At 66.0% G+C, this 20,177-nt stretch carries 10 protein-coding genes; 8 read left to right on the top strand and 2 right to left on the bottom strand.

Translation table 11 applies throughout. The features are described 5' to 3' along the window. Positions 1-112 precede the first annotated feature (112 nt). Positions 113-1,387, top strand: a complete 1,275-nt coding sequence (gene glgC, locus OKC41_RS16315) for a glucose-1-phosphate adenylyltransferase (RefSeq protein ID WP_270672162.1) — start codon at positions 113-115, stop codon at positions 1,385-1,387. Positions 1,388-1,445: 58 nt separating this feature from the next. Here the strand turns inward: glgC and OKC41_RS16310 are convergent, their stop codons facing one another. Both OKC41_RS16310 and OKC41_RS16305 read right to left on the bottom strand, forming a co-directional pair. Then, entirely contained in the window at positions 1,446-3,446 is a 2,001-nt protein-coding gene (locus OKC41_RS16310; RefSeq protein ID WP_201894702.1) for a hypothetical protein, read from the bottom strand. 146 nt (positions 3,447-3,592) lie between these two features. Further along, complete coding sequence (locus OKC41_RS16305; protein WP_039038906.1) at positions 3,593-4,144, bottom strand: lipoprotein; 552 nt, start codon at positions 4,142-4,144, stop codon at positions 3,593-3,595. 320 nt (positions 4,145-4,464) lie between these two features. Between OKC41_RS16305 and OKC41_RS16300 the strand changes: the two genes are divergently transcribed. Genes OKC41_RS16300 through amoH form a run of 7 tightly spaced genes read left to right on the top strand, consistent with a single transcriptional unit; the run spans position 4,465 to position 19,989 of the window. Then, positions 4,465-5,658, top strand: coding sequence for an isochorismate synthase MenF (locus tag OKC41_RS16300; RefSeq protein WP_119197730.1), 1,194 nt, complete (start codon positions 4,465-4,467; stop codon positions 5,656-5,658). Continuing rightward, positions 5,655-7,325 (top strand): (2,3-dihydroxybenzoyl)adenylate synthase, encoded by a 1,671-nt coding sequence (locus tag OKC41_RS16295; protein ID WP_201894701.1) that lies wholly within the window; start codon positions 5,655-5,657, stop codon positions 7,323-7,325. The genes OKC41_RS16300 and OKC41_RS16295 overlap by 4 nt, the downstream gene beginning before the upstream one ends. A 17-nt stretch (positions 7,326-7,342) precedes the next feature. Further along, complete coding sequence (gene amoB / locus OKC41_RS16290) at positions 7,343-8,266, top strand: amonabactin biosynthesis bifunctional protein AmoB (protein ID WP_201894700.1); 924 nt, start codon at positions 7,343-7,345, stop codon at positions 8,264-8,266. After that, the gene (amoF, locus tag OKC41_RS16285) at positions 8,263-11,364 is read left to right on the top strand and encodes an amonabactin biosynthesis non-ribosomal peptide synthetase AmoF (protein ID WP_201894699.1); all 3,102 of its coding nucleotides are present in this window, start codon (positions 8,263-8,265) and stop codon (positions 11,362-11,364) included. Before amoB ends, amoF begins: the two co-directional genes overlap by 4 nt. Before the next feature lie 20 nt (positions 11,365-11,384). Further along, on the top strand, positions 11,385-12,134 hold the full coding sequence (gene amoA, locus OKC41_RS16280; RefSeq protein WP_201894698.1) for an amonabactin biosynthesis protein AmoA: 750 nt from the start codon (positions 11,385-11,387) through the stop codon (positions 12,132-12,134). Positions 12,135-12,148: 14 nt separating this feature from the next. After that, positions 12,149-18,448, top strand: coding sequence for an amonabactin biosynthesis non-ribosomal peptide synthetase AmoG (gene amoG / locus OKC41_RS16275; protein ID WP_270672160.1), 6,300 nt, complete (start codon positions 12,149-12,151; stop codon positions 18,446-18,448). Beyond that, positions 18,445-19,989, top strand: coding sequence for an amonabactin biosynthesis glycine adenylation protein AmoH (amoH, locus tag OKC41_RS16270; RefSeq protein ID WP_201894696.1), 1,545 nt, complete (start codon positions 18,445-18,447; stop codon positions 19,987-19,989). The genes amoG and amoH overlap by 4 nt, the downstream gene beginning before the upstream one ends. Positions 19,990-20,177: the final 188 nt, after the last annotated feature.

Below are 20,177 nucleotides of genomic sequence, written 5' to 3'. Positions count from 1 at the left end.
CTCCACGATAAAGCGCCGGCGGAATGCAACTAAATGTGAGTGAAAACACTTTCATGGTCTGTAAAAAAAGCGAAGATGGGTTGAAAACAGCCCCAACAGAGCAGAGGTAGATATGTTGCTAGAACCCGTAGACACCGCCAAAGCACGGCAACTATTGAATCAGAGTATGGCCTTGGTGCTCGCAGGGGGACGGGGCAGCCGCCTGAAGCAGTTGACCGATAACCGCGCCAAGCCCGCCGTCCACTTTGGCGGCAAATTCCGTATCATCGACTTCGTGCTCTCCAACTGCATCAACTCCGGCATCCGCCGGGTGGGTGTGGTGACCCAGTACAAGTCCCACAGTCTGTTGCGCCACCTGCAATCGGGCTGGTCTTTCCTGCGTTACCAGATGAACGAGTTCATCGACTTGCTGCCCGCCCAGCAGCGGGTGGACGAGGTGCACTGGTATCGCGGCACCGCAGACGCCATCTACCAGAACGTCGACATCATCCGTGACTACGGTCCCAAGTACATCGTGGTGCTGGCGGGGGATCACATCTACAAGATGGACTACGCCGCCATGCTGCTCGATCACGTGCGCCTCGGTGCCAAGGTGACGGTGGCCTGTATCGAGGTACCGCGCTGCGAGGCATCGGCCTTCGGCGTGATGGACATCGACGAGCAACGCAAGATCCGCGCCTTCGTGGAGAAACCGGCCAATCCGCCCGCCATGCCGGGCTGCGAGGATCGCTCGCTGGCCTCCATGGGCATCTACATCTTCGAGGCGGAGTACCTCTACCAGTTGCTGGAAGAGGACATCCACAATCTGGAGTCCAAGCACGATTTCGGCATGGACGTGATCCCGCGCATCGTGGGCGAGGGCAAGGCCTTTGCCCACCCGTTCAACATGTCCTGTGTCGGGGCCAAGGAGGGGCAAAAACCCTACTGGCGCGACGTGGGGACCCTGGATTCGTTCTGGGAGGCGAACATGGACCTTGCCTCCGTGGTGCCCAAGCTCGACATCTATGACGAGAACTGGCCCATCTGGACCAGCCAGAACATGTCGCCCCCGGCCAAGTTCGTGCAGGACAGAAACGGCCAGCACGGCATGACCATCAACTCCATGTTCGCGGGGGGCTCCATCGTGAGCGGCTCCTTCGTGCTCAACTCGGTGCTGTTCACCAACGTGCGGGTGCACTCCTTCTGTACCCTGGATCAAGCGGTGATCTTCCCCGGGGTCGAGATCGGGGCTGGTTGCCGCTTGCGCCGGGTGGTGGTGGACAAGGGGTGCAAGCTGCCAGACGGCCTGGTGGTGGGGGAGAATGCGGACGAGGATGCACGCCGCTTCTACCGCTCCGAGCAGGGCATCGTGCTGGTGACCAAGCCGATGCTGGCCAAGCTCGGCTAACCTCGTCGACACAGACAAAAAAAGGGAGCCCTGGGCTCCCTTTCTATTGGTGGTCGATTTATTTCTCGCTGACCAGGGCCTTGCCGGCCATCACCATGGCGGTGCCATGCTTGCCACCGGCGGCGGTCACTTGCGGGACGCCATCTTCGTCGGTGTCGCTGCCGGCACCCTCGATGACGTTCTCGCCGGAGTCGCCGACCCATTCGGCCATCTGCATGCCGCCGTTGACGGTGCCGCGGAACCAGCTCACGTAGCGCTGGGTCAGCTGTGCCAGCTCAAGCTCGGGTGCCTTCTCGGCCCCTTCGTTGCGCAGGTTCAGCATGGCAGAGCGCAGGGCGCCGGAGATGGCGGCCTGGGTCCAGGGGGTGTATTCACGCTGCTTGCCGGCGAGCCAGGTTCCGGCCTTGGCATTGAAGTAGGCCTTGTCGGCGGCGATGAAGAGCTCGCGCGCCGCGGTGCGGTACTTGGCATCCGAGGTGGCCAGGAAGGCGGCGGTCAGGCCGCGGATGGCGGCGAACTGCGCGTCGATGGACTGACCGGCGTCAAGCTTGCCGCCCAGTGTCAGACCGTCATGGACCAGGCCGTTCTTGCCCTTGAGGTTGGCGAGGATGAAATCGGCCTGCTTGCGGACCAGTGCGATCGCCTGCTCACCCTGTGGGGTCTTGAGGTTCAGCTCGCCATTGTCACCGGCGGCGTAACCCACCGGCAGCGCATCCTGGGCGCGCTGGAAGATCTGCAGGGCGACCAGGGCGTAGGCGGCGTCGAAGGTGGTGACGTGCCCGGCCTGTTTGCCAGCCTGCCAGCTGTCGACCAGGGTGCCGGCCTTGGGCTCGAAGTGCAGGGCCAGCAGGTTCTTGAAGGTGAGGTTGGAGAGGTTCAGGGCCAGGGAGAAGGCATCACTGCCCGCCACCGCCTTGCCCAGATCGTTGGTCTGGTTGGCAGCCGGAGCGGCGGCGAACGGGGCACCGTCAAACACGGCGTGGAAGGCAGGGTTCTGATTGGTGTTGGCCGTGCGCTGATCGCTGAAGGCGTAGAACTCGGAGAGGGGCCACAGCAGCATCCAGGCGTCGCGCAACTGGGCGGAGCCGTCCACGACCTCCAGCTTGCCGATGGCACCGGCGTCGTTCTTGCTGGTCTCGGTCACCTTCACCTGATGAGGGAAGTAGACAACCCCCTTGGCCGGATCGTACTGCGGGGTGATTTTGGCGCCCAGGGTCTTGCCGTCAAAGCCGAGCTGACCTTGCAGGATGGCGAGCTTGTCGATGGACTGCTCGGTCAGCATCATGCCGTTGAAGCCGTCGGCGGCAGAAACCCCCAGCTTGTGCTTGCCGTCCTGATCCATGGTGGCGGACGCGGCTTCCACCTCTTCATCGGTCTCGGCTACGTGCATGCCGCCCAGGAAGTCCTGGGACCACATCACTTCCTTGAGCAGGATGCCGCCTACGGCGGCCGGGACCAGCAGGTTGTCACTGCCGCTCCAGCGCAGGGTGGCGTAGTCGCGGAAGTAGGCGGGGACCTGGGTCTTGACGCTCTTCTCGTTGCCCTTGGCGGTCTTGATGGTGATCTGGTCACCGTTGACCGGGGTGGCGTTCACGGCCTGGGCGAACTCCGGGTTGGCGGAGGCGTAGGGCAGGGAGAGGGGATACATGCCCTGGGGAATTTCATCGGCGGGGAAGCCGACGGCCTCTGCCATGGCCAGTACCCGTTTGCCCAGGTCGGCCAGGGTGCCGCCACGGGCCTGGTTTTGCGGCCCGTTTACCAGATGGGGGCCCATGCCGGACTGGTAGTTGAGGGCGTACATTGCCTCTTCGGAGTATTCATAGGATTCGATGCCGGCGGCGAAGTCGAACGGGGTCGGCTCGTCGGCGCGGTTGGCGTCCAGCACATCCAGATCCAGACCGAGGGCCTCGGCCAGCGGCTCGCCGGAGAGCTCGAATTCGGTGTAGGCCAGCATGTTGGCGGCGGTGTTGAACGTCTTGTCCTCCACCTTGACGGCAGCCTGTGCGGCGCTGCTGAGGAGTGCGCAGGCGATCGCCTGCACCAGTACGGTTTTTCTCATGTCCTTCTCACCATATTGTTGATTTTATTATGACGCTTCTCATGAATCTAAATGAGAATGGTGTGCATTATGGGGCAAAGGGCGGGCCTTGAGAAGAAAAAAACCGCGCCCCGGTGGGGTGAAGAGGAGAGGCGCGGCGGCAGGTGTCACATCAGTTTGAAGGGGATGACCAGTCGGCCCGGCTCCACCTTGAGGGCTTCGACCTTCTCCTTGATCCGCGCCTCGTTCTGGCGGCTGCCATCGAGCCGGTAGACGGGGGTCTGGGAGAGGAACAGGGAGAGGGACTGGTTGAAGGTGGGCAAGAGCGGGGAGAGGGCGGTGCCCACGTCCGCCGGCTCGGTCTTGACGGAGAGCAGCTCGAGATCGCGCAGATAGATGGCGCCTTGCTCCGCCACATAGTCCGGGCGTGCCCGCAGGGAGAGGCGGATCTTCATCTGCTGGCTGCCAAGGGGGCTTGCCACCTGCAGCTCGCCGGCGGCATCCAGCTCGACCTTGTCGGCCTGGCTGCGGCCGATGCGGCTTTGCATGTCATCGAGTCGGATCTTGCTCGACATGATGCCGGGGATCCCCAGCTGTTTCTCGAAGGCGACTCGCTCCTTGAGGTACTGGTTGATCTCCCCTTCGCTGACGCTGTACTGGGTCAGCGAGCAGGCCGCCAGCAGCAGGGCGAAGGGGAGCAGAAGCAGGTGTTTCAACATGGGAGGGTTCCATTTTCGGGGCTGTCACAAGAGGTGGCGCCATCTTAGAGGCAAAGCGGGTTGGCCGCCAGTGGGGCCTCTATGACCGGTTTCTGTCGCATCCCCCATATGGGGATGGCAATCCGTTTTCATTCGAGTAGCTGTTTCCCTTCACCGCCAGCAGGCCCGCCCTGGCGTCATCTCTGAAGTACCCACAGACAAGCTCCTGTTTTAACGATGCAAAATCCCATTGACCCCGCGATTTCAAAGCGAGTATTTTACCGCCGCACAAAGTCAAATTGATAATCATTATCATTTTGAATCTTCTTTGAGGGTGTTACGTGAAGACTCGAGTAATGGACAATGGCACACCTGCCGAGGCGAAGATGTCGCCTGATTTCTTGTTTACCTCGGGTCAGGGCACGATCAGTGCCACTGACCTGGGGCAACCCATCACCACCCCCGCCTGCGAGTGGCCCCTGCTGGCACAGCAGATAACCCTGGCCCTCGATGCCGCCAGGGCTGCCGGCCAGACCAACCCTCTGCTCATCGGTGCTTTTGCGTTCGACCCGGCAGAGGCTTCCTGCCTCTATGTGCCCGGCCGCTATAAGTGGGGCGAGCGAACCACGCTGGCGGAACAGGCTCCGATGACAGAGGCGATGGTAGAGCAAGCCCCCGAGGCCAACCGGGTCATCTCGGTGCAGAGCACCCCGCCGGCCAGCGAATTCCAGGCCTCGGTCAGCGCGGCGCTGGATGCGTTTGCACAAGGTCGGCTCGCCAAGGTGGTGCTGTCGCGCAAACTCACCCTTACCCTGCACCAGCCTGCCGACCCTAAGCAGGTGATGGCCCGTTTGATGGCCCAGAATCCCCACGCCTTCCACTTCTCTCTACCGCTCGGCCAGGGTCGCCGCCTGCTGGGCGCAAGCCCCGAGCTGCTGCTGCGGGTCAGCGGGGGAGAGGTGTTCACCCACCCGCTGGCGGGCTCCGCCAGACGGGTGAGCGAGCCGGCGCAAGACGAAATGGTGGCCCGGGATCTGCTGGCTTCTCGCAAGGATCAGCATGAACACAAGTTGGTGATCGACGAGATCCGCCGGGTGCTGACCCCCCACTGCCGCGAGCTGGCGATCCCCGCTCATCCCTCGCTGATGAGCACGGATACCCTCTGGCATCTGGGCACCCCCATCGCCGGGCGGCTCAATGGCGGCGAGGCATCGGTACTGTCACTTGCCTGCCAGCTGCATCCCACCCCGGCCCTGTGCGGCTATCCCACTGATCTGGCCCGCCAGTTCATCCGCGAGCAGGAGCCCTTCCGGCGCGCCCTGTTCAGCGGCATCGTCGGTTGGTGCGACAGCCAGGGCAACGGCGAGTGGGCCGTGGTGATCCGCTGCGGCGTGCTCGATGGCCATCAGGTGGAGCTGTTTGCTGGCGCCGGTATCGTCGCGGGCTCGGATCCCGCCATGGAGTGGGCCGAGACCGGCACCAAGCTGGGCACCATGCTCAAAGCTCTGGGCCTGGATTTGGAGGTGGCGCAATGAGCGATACCAACCGCTTCCTGCCCTATACCCGCTGGCCCGACGAATTGGCCCAGCAGTACCGCGCCAAGGGCTATTGGCGCGGCGAGCCGCTGACCGCCATGCTGGCGCGTCAGTGCGAGCTGGCCCCCGACGCCGAGGCCATTCTCTGCGGCGGGCGGCGCTTCAGTTATGGCGAGCTGGACGCCGCCTCGAGCCGGCTGGCCGCAAATCTGGCCCGCCACGGCCTGGGGGTAGGGGATACCGCGCTGGTGCAGCTCCCCAACGTGGCCGAGTTCTATCTGGTGTTCTTTGCCCTGCTCAAGGCCGGCATCGCGCCGGTCAACGCGCTCTTTAGCCACAACCGGCTGGAGCTGGCCTCTTACGCCGAGCAGATCCGGCCCCGCCTCTTTATCGGCTCGCTGACCCACCCGCAGTTTGCGAGCAAGGGTCGCGAGAGCGAGCTGCTGACAACCATCGGCGCCGAACTGGTGCTGCTGGATGGCGACGCAGGAGAGTTGGGGCTGACCCGCTGGCTTTGCGAGGGGGATGAGGGGAGCTCCCCATCCGTTTCTTTTGCCCCGACCCCGGCGAACGAGGTGGCCTTCTTCCAGCTCTCCGGCGGCAGCACCGGCACTCCCAAGCTCATCCCCCGCACCCATGACGACTATTACTACAGCGTGCGCCGCAGCAACGAAATTTGCGGCCTCGGCCCCCATACCCGCTATCTGTGCGCCCTGCCGGCGCCCCACAACTTCCCCCTGAGCTCCCCTGGCGCCCTCGGGGTGTTCGAGGCGGGCGGCACTGTGGTGCTCGCACCCGATCCCAGCCCCATCAGCTGTTTCCCGCTGATCGCCCGCCACCGGGTCAATCTCACCTCGCTGGTGCCGCCTGCGGTCTCGCTCTGGCTGCAGGCAGCGGAAGCGGACCTCACTGCGCGCACTCAGCTCGAGAGCCTCGACTTGCTGCAAGTGGGTGGCGCCAAGCTGGGGGAGGCGGTGGCCAGCAAGATTGGGCCGCTGCTCGGTTGCCGGCTGCAGCAGGTGTTCGGCATGGCGGAGGGGCTGGTCAACTACACCCGGCTGGACGACCCCGACGAGAAGGTGATCCATACCCAGGGCCGCCCCATGAGCCCGGACGACGAGGTACGCATCCTCGATGAGGCGGGCAATCCGGTTGCCCCCGGCGAGCCTGGTGCCCTGCACACCCGCGGCCCCTATACCTTCCGCGGTTACTACCAGAGCCCGGCCCACAACGCCCGGGTGTTCGATGGCGAGGGTTTCTACTGCTCCGGCGATCTGGTGGTACAGGATGCCGATGGTTACCTCACCGTGGTGGGGCGGCAGAAGGATCAGATCAACCGGGGCGGCGAGAAGATCGCGGCGGAAGAGGTGGAAAACCAGCTGCTGCACCACCCGGCCATCACCCATGCGGCCCTGGTCTCCATGCCTGACAGCGCCATGGGGGAGAAGAGCTGCGCCTTTATCGTCAGCACGGATCCCGCCTTGAAGCCGCTGGCCTTGCGCAAGTTTCTGCGCGAGCGCGGAGTGGCGGATTTCAAGCTGCCCGACCGCTTCGAAACCCTGGACGCCCTGCCCATGACGGCGGTGGGCAAGATTGACAAGCAGGGGCTGCGGGCACGCATTGCGCACGCCATCGCCGCCAACCAGCCTCTACAGCATAAAAACTAGTAAGGAATCATGACGTTATGGCTATCCCAACCCTGAACAATTACGCCATGCCCAGCCAGTGGAAGGCCAACAAGGTCAACTGGTCTCTGGATCCCAAACGTGCCGCCCTGCTGATCCACGACATGCAGGAGTACTTCACCGCCTTCTATGGCGAAAACAGCCCGCTGATCGCGGCGCTCACCGAGCGCCTGGCCGCCGTGCGCAAGCAGTGCAAGGCCCTCGGCATCCCGGTCTTCTACACCGCCCAGCCCAAGGATCAATCCCCTGAGGATCGCGCCCTGCTCAACGACATGTGGGGCCCGGGGCTCAACAAACGGCCCGAGCAGCAGCAGGTGGTGGCAGCCCTGCGCCCGGAGCGGGACGACACCGTGCTGGTCAAGTGGCGCTACAGCGCCTTCCAGCGCTCCGAGCTCGAGCAGATGCTCAAAGCGCTGGGGCGGGATCAGCTGATCATCGGCGGCATCTACGGCCATATCGGTTGCATGATGACCGCCTGCGACGCCTTCATGCGCGACATCCAGTCCTTCTTCCTGGCGGACGGGGTGGCGGACTTCTCCCTGGCCGACCACCAGATGGCGCTCGACTACGTGGCGACCCGCTGCGGCAAGGTGATCCGCTGCGAGGAGGTGCTGGCCCTTGCGCCGGTTGCCACATCTGCCGTCCAGAGCAATCCGTTGCTGACCAACCCATTGCTGACGTATGAGGGACTCAAGGCGCGGCTGCTGAGCCACATCGACGAGGACGAGGGGGAGTTTGACCCCGACGAGAACCTCATCGACTACGGTCTGGATTCGGTGCGGATCATGGCCCTGCTCACCGAGTGGCGCGCCGCCGGAGTGGAGCTGGGCTTCGTGGATCTCGCCAAGTTGCCGACCCTCAATGGCTGGTGGCGCCTCATCGAGGCCTGGCTGGCAGCCCAGGCGCTGGAGGTGACCCCATGAACCGCTTCCCCTTGACCATCCCCCAGCAGGGGCTCTGGTCCGGACATCTGCTGAACGACGACAAGGCGATGTTCAACACCGCCGAGTGCATCGCCTTCGATGGCAAGGCCGAGGCGGCCGTGCTGGCCGCAGCCCTTGCCAAGGCGGTGGGGGAGTGCGAGGCGCTCAAGGGCCACTTCGAAGACGATAATGAGGCGGTCTGCTTCGTCCCGGCCGATCTGCCCCTGGCCTATGAAGAGGTCTCCCTCGAGCACGATGACGAGACGCTGGCCCGCGCCTGGGCCTGGGCCGATCTGCGCCGCCCGTTCGAGCTGACCCAAGAGGCGCCCTGCCGCTTCGCCCTGTTGCGCGGCCCCGGCCGCGATTATCTCTACAGCTGCGTGCACCACATCGCCCTCGACGGCTTTGGCACCACCTTGCTGTTCCAGCGCATCGCCGAACTGTATGCAGAGGGGCTGGCCGGTGAGATGAACTCCCCATCTCCCTTCGGCTCGTTGGCTGAGGTGCTGGCAGAAGAGGCGAGCCGCGAGCAGAGCGGCAAGAACGACGCCGCCCGCGCCTTCTGGCAGGAGCAGCTGCAAGGCTGGCCCGAGGTGAAGTCCTTTGGGGAGACCCGCGCACCGATTGCCGCCGAATTTATCCGCGAGAGCCGTCCGCTGCCGGCGGCGCTCTGGCAATCCCTGACCGGCTTTGCCGACGAGCACAAGCTGGGCTGGCCCGATCTGCTGCTGGCCGGTCTCTCTGCCCAGCTGTCGCTGTCGAGCGGCCAGGATAAGACCCTGCTCGGCCTGATGATGATGAACCGCATCGGCTCGGCGTCGCTGACCGTGCCCTGCATGCAGATGAACATCACCCCGCTGGCGCTGACTCTGGGTGAAGAACTGGATCTGGCGGGAGCCGCCGGCGCCGTGGCCAAGGCCAAGCGCGGGGTGCGCAAGCACCAGCACTACCGCTACGAGCTGCTGCGCCGCGACCTTGGCCTGGTGGGGGGCGACAAGCGGCTGTTCGGCCCGCTGGTCAACATCATGCCGTTTGATCACGCTCGCCGCTTCGGGCCGCTATCTGCCCATATTCTCAACATCAGCGCCGGGCCGGTGGAGGATCTCACCATCGAGGTGCAGGTCGGCGTCGATGGCCAGCCCAGACTGGATCTGGACGCCAACCCCGGCTGCTACCAGCAGGGGGATCTGGCTGCCATCGCCGATACCCTGTTTGCCCTGCTGGGCCGCTGGCTGGCCGAGCCCACCCAGACCCTGGGGGCGCTCAAGGCCGACTGGCTGGCCGAGCAGCGGGCCAGCGCCCTGATCGCCGGCCCCGCCCATGAAGTGATCAACGTGCGTCCCGTGCTGGAGGCGCTCTGCCACTTCGCCGCCCAGACCCCGGACAAGATTGCCTTGATTCAGAGCACGGCGCAGGGAGAGGTCCGCTTCAGCTACGAGGCGCTGCTGGCCCGCTGCGAACAGATGGCGGCCGCCCTGCAAGCCGCAGGCGTCGTCCCCGGCGACAAGGTGGGGGTCATGCTGGCCCGCACCCCCCAGGCCATCTTCGCCCAACTGGCTGTGCTGCTGGCGGGCGCCGTCTATGTGCCCCTCGATCCCGAGCAGCCGCTGGAGCGTCAGGGCCATATCCTGCGGCTGGGGGAGGTCAAGACTCTGATCACCCAGGCCGAGTACCGTCACAAGCTGGCCAGCCTGTTTGAGGGGCGCACGCTGCTGGCGGGGGATCTGGTGAGCGATAACCGCTTGAACCAGCCGGCCGCCGGTCGCGCCGTCGCCTACCTGATGTTCACCTCGGGTTCGACCGGCCTGCCCAAGGGGGTGGCGGTGAGCCACGGCGCGCTGGATCACTTCGCCGCCGCCGCCCGCTGCCGTTATCACCTGAATGAAGAGGCGCGGATGTTGCAATTCGCCCCCTTCAACTTCGACGCCAGCATCGAGGAGGTGTTCGCCACCTTGAGCGCCGGCGCCACCCTGGTACTGCGCACCGACGCCCTGCTCGAATCCATGCCCGCCTTTGCGGCCGGGGTGGAGCAGATGGGGATCACCCACCTCGACCTGCCCACCGCGTTCTGGAACGAGTGGGTGGTGGCATTGACGGCGGGTCAGGCCCACATTCCTGCCGGGCTTACCACCGTCATCATCGGCGGCGAGGCGGTCTACCCCGAGCAGCTGGCCCAGTGGCAGCGCCAGGGTCGCTCCGATGTGCGCCTGTTCAACACCTACGGTCCCACCGAAACGACCGTGGTGGTGACCACTCAGGAGCTGCAGCAGGAAGATCCGAGCCAGGCCCAGTTGCCCATCGGTCTGCCGCTGCCCGGCATGCAGGCGCTCATTCTGGGGGCGGGGGAGCAACCCGCCAGCGAGGGTGAGCTGGTGCTGCTCGGCCCGCAGCTGGCCAACGGCTATGTGGGGGGCGTGCAAGGCAGCTTTGGCACCCTGCGGGTTGGCGCGGAGCTGATGCCCGTCTATCGCACCGGCGATCGGGTGCGCCTGGTGTCCGGCCGGCTGGTCTACCTCGGCCGGCGCGACAACGAATTCAAGATAAGCGGCTATCGCATCCAGCCCGGCGAAGTGGAGGCCCAGCTGCTGGCCCTGCCCGGGGTGGATGAGGCCTGCGTGCAGGGGGTGAGCATCGGCAGCGTGCGCCGGCTGGTGGCCTTCGTGGCGGGGCTGGAGCGCGACAGCCGGGTCATCAAGGCGCAGCTGGCCAGGGTGCTGCCTGCCGCCATGATCCCCACCGACTATCGCCACTATGACCAGCTGCCTCGCACCGGCTCCAACAAGCTGGATCGCAAGGCCTTGCTGGCCGCCTACCAGGCGGGCGATGAAGCCCTGACCCTGGGCAGCGAGACCGAGAACCGGGTCGGCGCCATCTGGCAGCAGATCCTGGGGCTCGCCACCATGTCGCCTGCCGACAACTTTTTCGAACTGGGGGGCCAGTCCCTGCAGACCATCCAGATAGTCAACCGGCTCGGCGCCGAGTTCGGGGTGCAGGTCAAGGTCTCCGACGTGTTCGATCACCCGCGCCTCGACGACTTCTGCCGTTTCCTCGACGGCCTGCTTGCCGAGGACGAAGAGAGCGTGGAGATGGTGTGGTGATGAGCAAGGAGCAACAAGCGATGGCCTTTGATTTTACTGGCAAGCGGGTCTGGGTGACCGGGGCCGGGCGCGGCATCGGCCGCGAGGTGGCGACGCAGTTCGTGGCGGCCGGCGCATCCGTGGTGGGGCTGGACCTGGTGTTTCCCGAAGCCGACTACCCTTATGCCACTCGGCTGCTCGATATTGGCGATTCTAAGGCGGTCAACGCCTGCTGCGCAGCGCTGCTGGCGGACGGCGGGCTCGATGTGCTGGTGAACGGGGCCGGGGTACTGCGTCTCGGCCCCACCGAAACCTTAAGCGATGATGACTGGCACGACTGCATGACGGTCAACGCCAGCGGCGTCTTCTATCTGCTGCGGGCCCTGGTGCCCCACTTCAAGGGGCAGCGGCGCGGCGCCATCGTCACCATAGGCTCCAACGCGGCCCATGTGCCGCGCATGCAGATGGCGGCCTATTGCGCCTCCAAGGCGGCGGTCACCAGCCTAACCCAGACGGTGGGGCTGGAGCTGGCCCCCTTCAGCGTGCGCGCCAACCTGGTGTCGCCGGGCTCGACGGATACCCCCATGCTGCGCGGCATGCTGCCAAGCGAGGAGGCCATGGCCCGCACCATTGCCGGGTTGCCGGAGCAGTTCAAGCTCGGCATCCCCCTGCGCAAGGTCGCCACCCCGGCGGAGATCGCCCATACCGTCCTCTTCCTGGCCTCGGATCTGGCCAGCCACATCACGCTGCAGGATCTGGTCGTCGACGGCGGCGCCACCCTGAGTGCCTGAGGCTTGAGAAACAGATGAACAATATGATTTTGCTGTTGAAACAGCTGGAACGGCAGGGAGTGAAGCTTGCGCTGAACGACAAGGGCCAGCTTATCTCCCAGTCGAGCAAGGAGGCGGTGACGCCGGCCATCGGTGCCACCATCAAGGCCCACAAGGATGAGCTGGTGCGCTGCCTGGCGGCTCGTGCCGCCTTCGAGGCGCCCATTCTTGCGCAACGTGATGCCGAGGGCGCCCGGCAGGGGCCGCTCTCGTCGTCCCAGAGCGGGCTCTGGTTTATCGAGCAGTACGAGGAGGCCTCCCACCTCTACAACATGCCGGTCTATTTTCGCGTCAAGGGGGAGCTGGACACGGCGGCGCTGGAGTTTGCCTTCGACCACCTGTTTGCCCGCCACCCCAGCATGCGTACCCGCTTCATCAAGGATGAGGCGGGCAGGGGGGCCCAGGAGATCCTGCCCCACACGCCCTTCAAGCTGCAGATTGAGGATGTGAGCGCAGAGCCCGCTGCCGAGCGCGAGGCCTATGTGGCCCGCCGGGTGCGCGAGGAAATAGGGCGCCCCTTCTCCCTGACCAAAGGGGATCTCAGCCGGGTGCACCTGATCCGCCTTGGCAGCCGCGAGCACGTGCTGCTGATCACCCAGCACCACATCATCTCCGACGGCTGGTCGGTCAAGAACATGTTCGCGGATCTCAAGCGCGCCTTTCTTGCCCATCAGAACCGCGAGCCCCTGCAGGTAAGCGAGCTGCCGCTCACCTACATCGACTATGCCCGCTGGTTCAACTCGCCGCGTTTCCTCGATTATCACGCCGAGTTCAAGCCATTCTGGGTCGACCGGCTCGGTGGCAGCCCAGAGGTGCACGGTCTACCGCTCGACAAGCCGCGCCCGGCCCATCAGGACAGCGGCGGCGAGCTGGTCTTCTCCACCATCGAGAGCGACCTGTGGGAGAGCTTCAAGCGCCTCTGTCAGCGCCACAGCACCTCCAACTTCATCGGTCTGCACGCCCTGTTTGCCTTGCTGATGGTGCGCCAGAGCGGCGAGAAGGAGGTGGTGATCGGCACCCCGCTTGCCTATCGCGAGCGCCACGAAATCGAGTCGCTGGTGGGCTTTTTCGTCAACACCCTGGTGCTGCGCACTCAACTCAGCGGCAAGCCCAGCTTTATCGACTATCTGCAGCAGTGCCGGGAGGAAGATCTGGCGGCCTTCGATCACCAGCTCTACCGTTTCGAGGCGCTGGCCGAGGCCATCGGTGCCGATCGCACCACTGCCATCAACCCCATCTTCCAGGTCATGCTGGTCTATCAGGCCAAGGTGGACTTCAACGATCTCATCCCCGGTTGCCAGCTGGTGGAGGAGACCTCGCCGGTGCTGCCGGCCAAGACCGACATCTCGGTCAAGGTGACCGAGCTGATGGACTCCGTCAGGGTGGACTGGCTGTTTGCCACCGCACTGTTCGAGCGAGAGACCATCCAGGCCTACGCCGATCGCCTGCTGCACCTGATGCGCGCCGTGGTGGCGGCCCCCGAGACCGACATCTGGCAGTTGCCGCTGGAGGCGGGCACCGACCAGGCCGCGCTGGCCGCCGAGCTTGCCGACTTGCCGCCGGATTACCCGAGCCGCGACACCCTGCTCTGTTATATCGAGCGGCGCGCTATTCAGTTGTCGGACGCGTTGGCGGTCAGCGACGGCGCGCAATCGTTGACCTATGGCGAGCTGGAAACGCGTGCCAACCGGCTGGCCCACTGGCTGCTGGCTCAGGGCGTCACCCCGGGCGCCGCCATCGGCATCCAGGCCAGGCGCGATGTCGCTTTCATCATCGCCCTGCTCGCCTGCTGGAAGGCGGGGGCGGCCTATGTACCGCTCGACCCTGCCTATCCCGCCGAGCGGCTGGCCCATATCCTTGGCGATGCATCCATCAGCCTGGTGCTGGGTGGCGTGCCGGATCCGCGGCTTGGCGAGGCGCTGGCGGGCACGACGGCCGCGTATCACGATCTGCACGGGCTTGCGTTGGACAAGATGCCAGCCAGCACGCCTGCACTGCCCCGGGACGCCGCCATGCTGGCCCAGATCATTTACACCTCCGGCAGCACCGGCCTGCCCAAGGGGGTCATGGTGGAGCAGGGCAGCCTGGTCAACCTGATGGCGGATCACGGCGAACGTATCGCCCTCGATCAGAATGGCGCCATGTTCAACTGCATGTCCCTCTCGTTTGATGCCGGTAACATGACCAGCTTACTGCCGCTCTACTGCGGCGCGGCCCTGCACTTTGGCGAGCCGGGCGAGGGGGTGATCAGTGCCGCGATCGCTCGGGGTGCCAGCCATATGATTTTGCCGACCGCCTTGCTCGCGAACCTGCTGCCACCGACGGATCTCGGTTCCCTCAAGGCCATCGGTTTTGGCGGCGAGGCGTGCCCGAGCAGCCTGGTGGAGCGCTGGGGGGAACGGGTGGCGCTTTACAACATGTACGGCCCGACCGAGTGCACCGTCACCGCGCTCTGCGCGCGGCTCACCCCGCGGGCGCCCATCACAATCGGTCGACCGGTCAACCACCTGAAGGCGCTGATCCTGGACGAGGCGGGCAACCCCTGCCCGGTGGGGGTCCCCGGCGAGCTCTGCCTGGCAGGGCTGGGGCTGGCCCGCGGCTACCTCAATCTGCCGGAGCGTACCCAGGAGGCCTTTATCGAGCTGGCGCTGGCGGAACGTACCCATCGCCTCTATCGCACCGGCGATCGGGCCCTGCTGCGCCGCGACGGCAACATCCAGTATCTGGGCCGGATAGACGAGCAGATCAAGCTGCGCGGCTATCGTATCGAACCGGGTGAGATAGAGACCCGGCTTGCCGAATTGTGCCCGGCCATTCGTCAGATCAAGGTGGTGGTGCAGGAGGGACGCCTGCTGGCGTATGCCTGTCTGCAGGCCGGCTCGAGCGAGCCCGATGGCGATGCCTTGCTGCAGCGGGCCGGCGAGTGCCTGCCCGAATACATGGTGCCGGCGCGCCTCTGCTGGCTGCCCGAGATGCCCCTCACCCCCAACGGCAAGCTGGACTTACGCCGCCTGCCCGCCATCGTCTGGCAGCAGAGCAAGGGCGAGCCGCAAAACGAACTGGAGCAGACCGTGCTCGCCATCTGGCAAGGGGTGCTCAAGCAGCCGCTCGGGGTGGAGGATGACTTCTTCCGCTTAGGCGGTGACTCCATCCTCAGCATTCAGCTCACCACCCGGTTGCGGGATGCGGGATTGCACTGCAGCGTGAAGGACGTGTTCGAAGCCAAGACGGTACGCCGCCTCTGCCGACAGCTCGGCCAGCAGCAGGCGGTCAGCCACAGGAGCGAGCAGGGCAGCCTGACCGGCGAGTTTCCGCTCCACCCCATTCAGCACTGGTTCTTCGAGCAGGGCTTTGCCAGGCCCGGTCACTGGAACCAGGGGGTGATCCTGCGCCTGCCGGCCGGGGTGGACGATGAGGCCCTGCGCGGCTGGCTGAATGCCCTGCGCCAGTACCACGATGCCCTGCGTCTGGCGGTGACCCCGACCGGCCAGCGCTACCTGGCCGAACTGCCATTACCGCCGCTGCCGACCCTGGATGCCGCCAATCTCGACGAGGCCGAACTGCAGGCCCGCCTGACCGAGCTGCAGGGAGAGCTCGACCCTGCCAGCGGCCACACCCTGGCCTGGGCCCGCCTGCGCAATCTCTCTCTGGAGGGTGAGCTTGAGGGCGAGCGCGAGACGGTAGAGGGGCTCTTCCTTGCCTTCCATCACCTGGTGATCGATGCGGTCTCCTGGCGCATCCTGGCCGAGGATCTGGCCCGGGTGAGCAGGGGCGAGCCGCTGCCCGCCAAGGGCAGCAGCTATCGCCAGTGGGGCGAGGGGCTCGCAGCCTACGCCAAACGGGAACAGGATCAGCTTGGCTTCTGGCTGGCTCAGGGGGAAGGCAGCCAGGGTCACCTGCTGGAAGCGGCGCGCGCCACCGATGGCCGCGCCGCCGCCAGCCTGCTGCAACTGAGTCAGGAGACCACGGCTCGTCTCATCGACACCGCCAACCAGGCCTACTTCACTCAGGTGCCCGACCTGCTGCTGGCGGCCCTGACCCGTACCCTGAGCGAGCAGGGTTACGGCAGCCGTCACTGCGTGATGCTGGAAGGACACGGTCGTGAGGCCATCGATGCTGAACTCGACGTGAGCCGTACCCTGGGCTGGTTCACCAGCACCTACCCGCTGGCGCTGGCGGATGCCAAGGAGTGGGATTCGCTGGTCTGCGCCACCAAGGAGCAGCTGCGCGCCGTGCCGGACAAGGGGGTGGGCTTCAACGCCCTGCGGCTGCACCACCCACGTGGGGCTGAGCTGCCCCAGGCCCTTGCCGTCTTCAACTACCTGGGGGTCAGCCATCAGGGCGAGGCCGCTCAACCCTGGCAACCCCTGCCGATGGCGCCGGGGGCCCCCACGTCCCCTGACAACCTGCCGCGGGAACTGGTCAGTCTGCATGGGGGCGTGTTTGATGGCCGCCTCACCCTGCGCCAGGTGGGCGCCCTCAACCAGCAAGGGAGCGACGCCCTGATGGCGCGGCTGGCGGACAACCTGACGGCGCTGGTGGAGCACTGCTGCGCGGTGAAGGTTCCGCGCCATACCCCGAGCGACTTCCCGGGGCTTGGCCTCTCGCAAAGCGCGCTCGATCGGGTGCTGAGCGGGCGCGAGGTGGAGACCCTGTTGCCCATGACCTCGCTTCAGCAGAGCATGTTCCATCACAGGGCGCTGCTGCCCCGGGATCACGCCTATCACCTGCAGACCGAGATCGACTATCGCCAGCCGCTGGACGTGGCGGTCTACCGTCAGGCCTGGCAGGGGCAGATCGCCCGTTGGCCGGCCCTTCGCAGCGAACTGGTGCTGGCGGATGGGGTGGCGCTCCAGCGCATCCTCAAGCGCGCCGAGTTGCCATTCCACTATGAGAACTTGTCTGAAGTGGAACATGCAGAGGCACGGGTCCAGGCCTATCGCGAGCAGGATCTGGCCCGCCCGATCCCGCTTGAGCAGGCCCCCCTGCTACGCCTTGCCTGTTTCAAATTGGCTCCCGATCACCACAAGGTGATCTTCAGCGCCCATCACGGCGTGCTGGATGGCTGGAGCGGCCCCGTGCTGCTGGGCTCCTTGCATCGCGCCTATCAGGCGCTGATGAACGGCCTGTTGCCGCAGGGCGAGCCGGATACCGCCTGGCTCGAATTTGGCCGCCATATCGCGAGCCAAGCCCGCAGCGCCGAGGCTTACTGGCAGGGGCGGGGCGAGCTGCTAACAAAGCCCAACGATCTCGCCTGCCTGTTCGGGGTGACGCTGGACGCTGGCTCAAGCGGGCGCCATACCCAGCAGCGGCCGGCGGTGTGCGCCACGGCGTTGCCGGTCGAGGTGGCGACCTTGCTCGCCCATCGTGCCCGCGACCTGGGCGTGACTGCGGGCCTGTTGGCCCAATATGCCTGGCACCGTCTGCTGGCACGCCGCTCTGACGATGCCGTCACCCTGGTGGGCAACGTGACCCCAGGCCGGGATTACCCCATCGAGGGGATCACCGCGAGCGTCGGGCTCTATATCAACAGCCTGCCGTTGGCCCTGGCGTGGCGCACCGAGCTGACCCTGACCGAGCATATCGCCCGGTTGCAGGCCGATCTGATGGCGCTCAATGAGCACGGCACCCAGTCGCTGGCGGCACTGACCAAAGGCCGGTCGCGTCTGTTCCAGAGCCTGTTCGTGTTCGAGAACTATCCCATGCCGGCAACCCCTGCCGCCCCCGAACCCCACCAGTTGGTGCCGCGCTTTGGCGCCGTGGTGGAGAAGGTGGAGCTGCCGCTCTCCTTGGTGGTCAGCAGCCGGGGCGAGACGCTCCAGCTGCGCCTCGAGTTCGATGGCGAGCAGATCCCCGAGGCCCGGGCCGAGGCGGTGCTGGCTGACTGGCTGGCCGAGCTCGACTGGCTGGCGCAGACGGATCTGGGCCAGCCGGCCAGTGTGGTGGCGACGGCACTGCCCCCGGTGATGCCGCAGGTGGCCGCCACACCATCGACTGTCACACAAGTGGCTGCCCCCGGCCTGGCTCCGCCGCCGGCCGAGGCCCGCGTGCTGGTGGCCTTGTGGGAGCGTCAGTGCGGCGTGCCCGGCATCTGGCAGCAGACCCTGTGTGAACTCGGGGTGGATTCGGTGCAGCAGCTTGCCCTGCTGGCGGCCCTCAACGAGGCGTTTGGCCAGGAGCGGGCGCCGCTCAGCCTGCAGACCCTCAAGGCCCATCCATCCCCCAGCCGGCTCTATCGGCACTGGCTGGTGCGCCAAACGGAGGCAGCGCTATGACGGTGACCATCAAGCATGAGGCTCCGCTCGTGCAAACCCGGCCAGCCCCCCGTGAGGGGGCGGCCAACCTGGGTGCGCGGCTGGCCGCCTGTCTGGCCGCCAGTCCGCTGGCCCCCGCCATCCGTATGGGCGGGGAGGGTATCGGTGAGGGCGGATCAGATGAGCAGTGGCTCAGCTACGGCGCGCTCAATGTCAGGGTCGGCGAGATTGCCGCCCGATTGCAGGGGCTGGCGGTGGGGGAGCGGGTCGGCCTCTATCTCTCCCGCAGCCCCGATCTGGTGGCCAGCCTGCTGGCCTGCCTGCGCCTTGGCCTCACCTTCGTGCCCCTTGAGCCGGACTTTCCGGTGGAGCGGCTGCAGGGGATCGCACGCCAGGCGCGCCTGTCGGCGGTGATCTGCGACGGCGACAGGCCGGCTCCCGCCTTCGGCTGTCCGTTGCGTACCCTCGATGGCCCGGCAGCGGCAGGGCCCGTCTCCTGGCCCCAGGTGGATGACGCCCTGGCTGCCTACATGATGTTTACCTCGGGTTCCACCGGCGAGCCCAAGGGGGTGGTCATCAGCCGGCGGGCCCTGCTCTGCTTCCTCGACGGGATCCGCGAGCGGCTCGGGCTTTCACCTGGCTGCCACTGGCTCTTCATCACCACTCCGGCTTTCGACATCTCACTGCTGGAGATGCTGGGGCCGCTCTGGGGCGGTGGCCGGCTGACGGTGGCTGGCGGTGAGCACAACAAGGATCCCCTGGGGATGCAGGCCTTGCTCGAGGCCGACTCCTCCATCAACTGGCTGCAGGCCACCCCGGCCTGCTGGCGTATGTTGCTCAAGGCTGGCTGGCAGGGGCGCAATACCCTCACCGCCCTGTGCGGCGGCGAGGCGCTGGACTCAGGGTTGGCCGAGCAGCTCTGTGCCCGCACCCGGCGGCTGTGGAACTGCTACGGGCCGACCGAGGCCACCGTCTGGTCCCTGGTGAGCGAGGTGCGCTGGCCGCCGGTTGGCGGGCAGATCACCATCAGCCACAGCCTGCCCGGCTATCGTCACTGGGTGCTGGACGAGGCGGGGCAGCCGGTGGCAGAGGGGGAGTGCGGCGAGCTCTGCATCGAGAGCCCGGCCCTGTGCGAGGGGTACTGGCGCAAGCCGGCCTTGACCAGCGCCGCCTTCCTGCGCCTTGCCACCCATCGCCTCTATCGCACTGGCGATCGGGTGCGGCGGCTGGGGGCGGACCGCTTCCTCTATCTGGGACGGCGCGACGATCAGATCAAGCTGCGGGGCTTTCGCATCGAGCTCGGCGAGGTGGAGGCGGGACTGCGCCGCCAGGCCGGGGTGCAGGAGGCGGCGGTGCGTCTGGTGGGCGAGGGGGATGACGCCATGCTGGTGGGCTACGTGGAGGCGAAAAGCGGGGTGACCCTCAACCGGCTGGCCCTGCGCAAGGGGCTGCAGGCGACGCTCCCGCACTACATGGTGCCGACACGGCTTATCCTGCTGGATGCCCTGCCCAAGACTGGCAGCGGCAAGCTCGACAGAAAGGCGCTGCCATTACCGGGGTGACAAAGGGCTTGCAGGCGACGCTGCCTCACTACATGGTGCCGGCGCGGCTCATCTTGCTGGATGCCCTGCCAAAGACTGGCAGCGGCAAACTGGACAGAAAGGCGCTGCCATTGCCCGAGTAGTCGCCTTGCCGGATGGTAAGAGCTATGGATAAAAAGAAGCCCGCATCATGCGGGCTTCTTGTTGGC

This window comes from Aeromonas sp. QDB17, from assembly GCF_027705305.1.
GTDB classification, from domain to species: Bacteria; Pseudomonadota; Gammaproteobacteria; order Enterobacterales; family Aeromonadaceae; genus Aeromonas; species Aeromonas caviae.
Note: the sequence above shows the minus strand (reverse complement) of the source record. Positions and strands in the feature narration are given on the sequence as shown.

Excerpts from the sequence above, each read along its gene's own strand:
- amoA (WP_201894698.1), top strand. The coding sequence starts at position 11,385 with ATGGCCTTTGATTTTACTGGCAAGCGGGTCTGGGTGACCGGGGCCGGG.
- amoF (WP_201894699.1), top strand. The coding sequence starts at position 8,263 with ATGAACCGCTTCCCCTTGACCATCCCCCAGCAGGGGCTCTGGTCCGGA.
- amoG (WP_270672160.1), top strand. The coding sequence starts at position 12,149 with ATGAACAATATGATTTTGCTGTTGAAACAGCTGGAACGGCAGGGAGTG.
- amoB (WP_201894700.1), top strand. The coding sequence starts at position 7,343 with ATGGCTATCCCAACCCTGAACAATTACGCCATGCCCAGCCAGTGGAAG.
- glgC (WP_270672162.1), top strand. The coding sequence starts at position 113 with ATGTTGCTAGAACCCGTAGACACCGCCAAAGCACGGCAACTATTGAAT.
- OKC41_RS16310 (WP_201894702.1), bottom strand. The coding sequence starts at position 3,446 with ATGAGAAAAACCGTACTGGTGCAGGCGATCGCCTGCGCACTCCTCAGC.
- OKC41_RS16305 (WP_039038906.1), bottom strand. The coding sequence starts at position 4,144 with ATGTTGAAACACCTGCTTCTGCTCCCCTTCGCCCTGCTGCTGGCGGCC.
- amoH (WP_201894696.1), top strand. The coding sequence starts at position 18,445 with ATGACGGTGACCATCAAGCATGAGGCTCCGCTCGTGCAAACCCGGCCA.
- OKC41_RS16295 (WP_201894701.1), top strand. The coding sequence starts at position 5,655 with ATGAGCGATACCAACCGCTTCCTGCCCTATACCCGCTGGCCCGACGAA.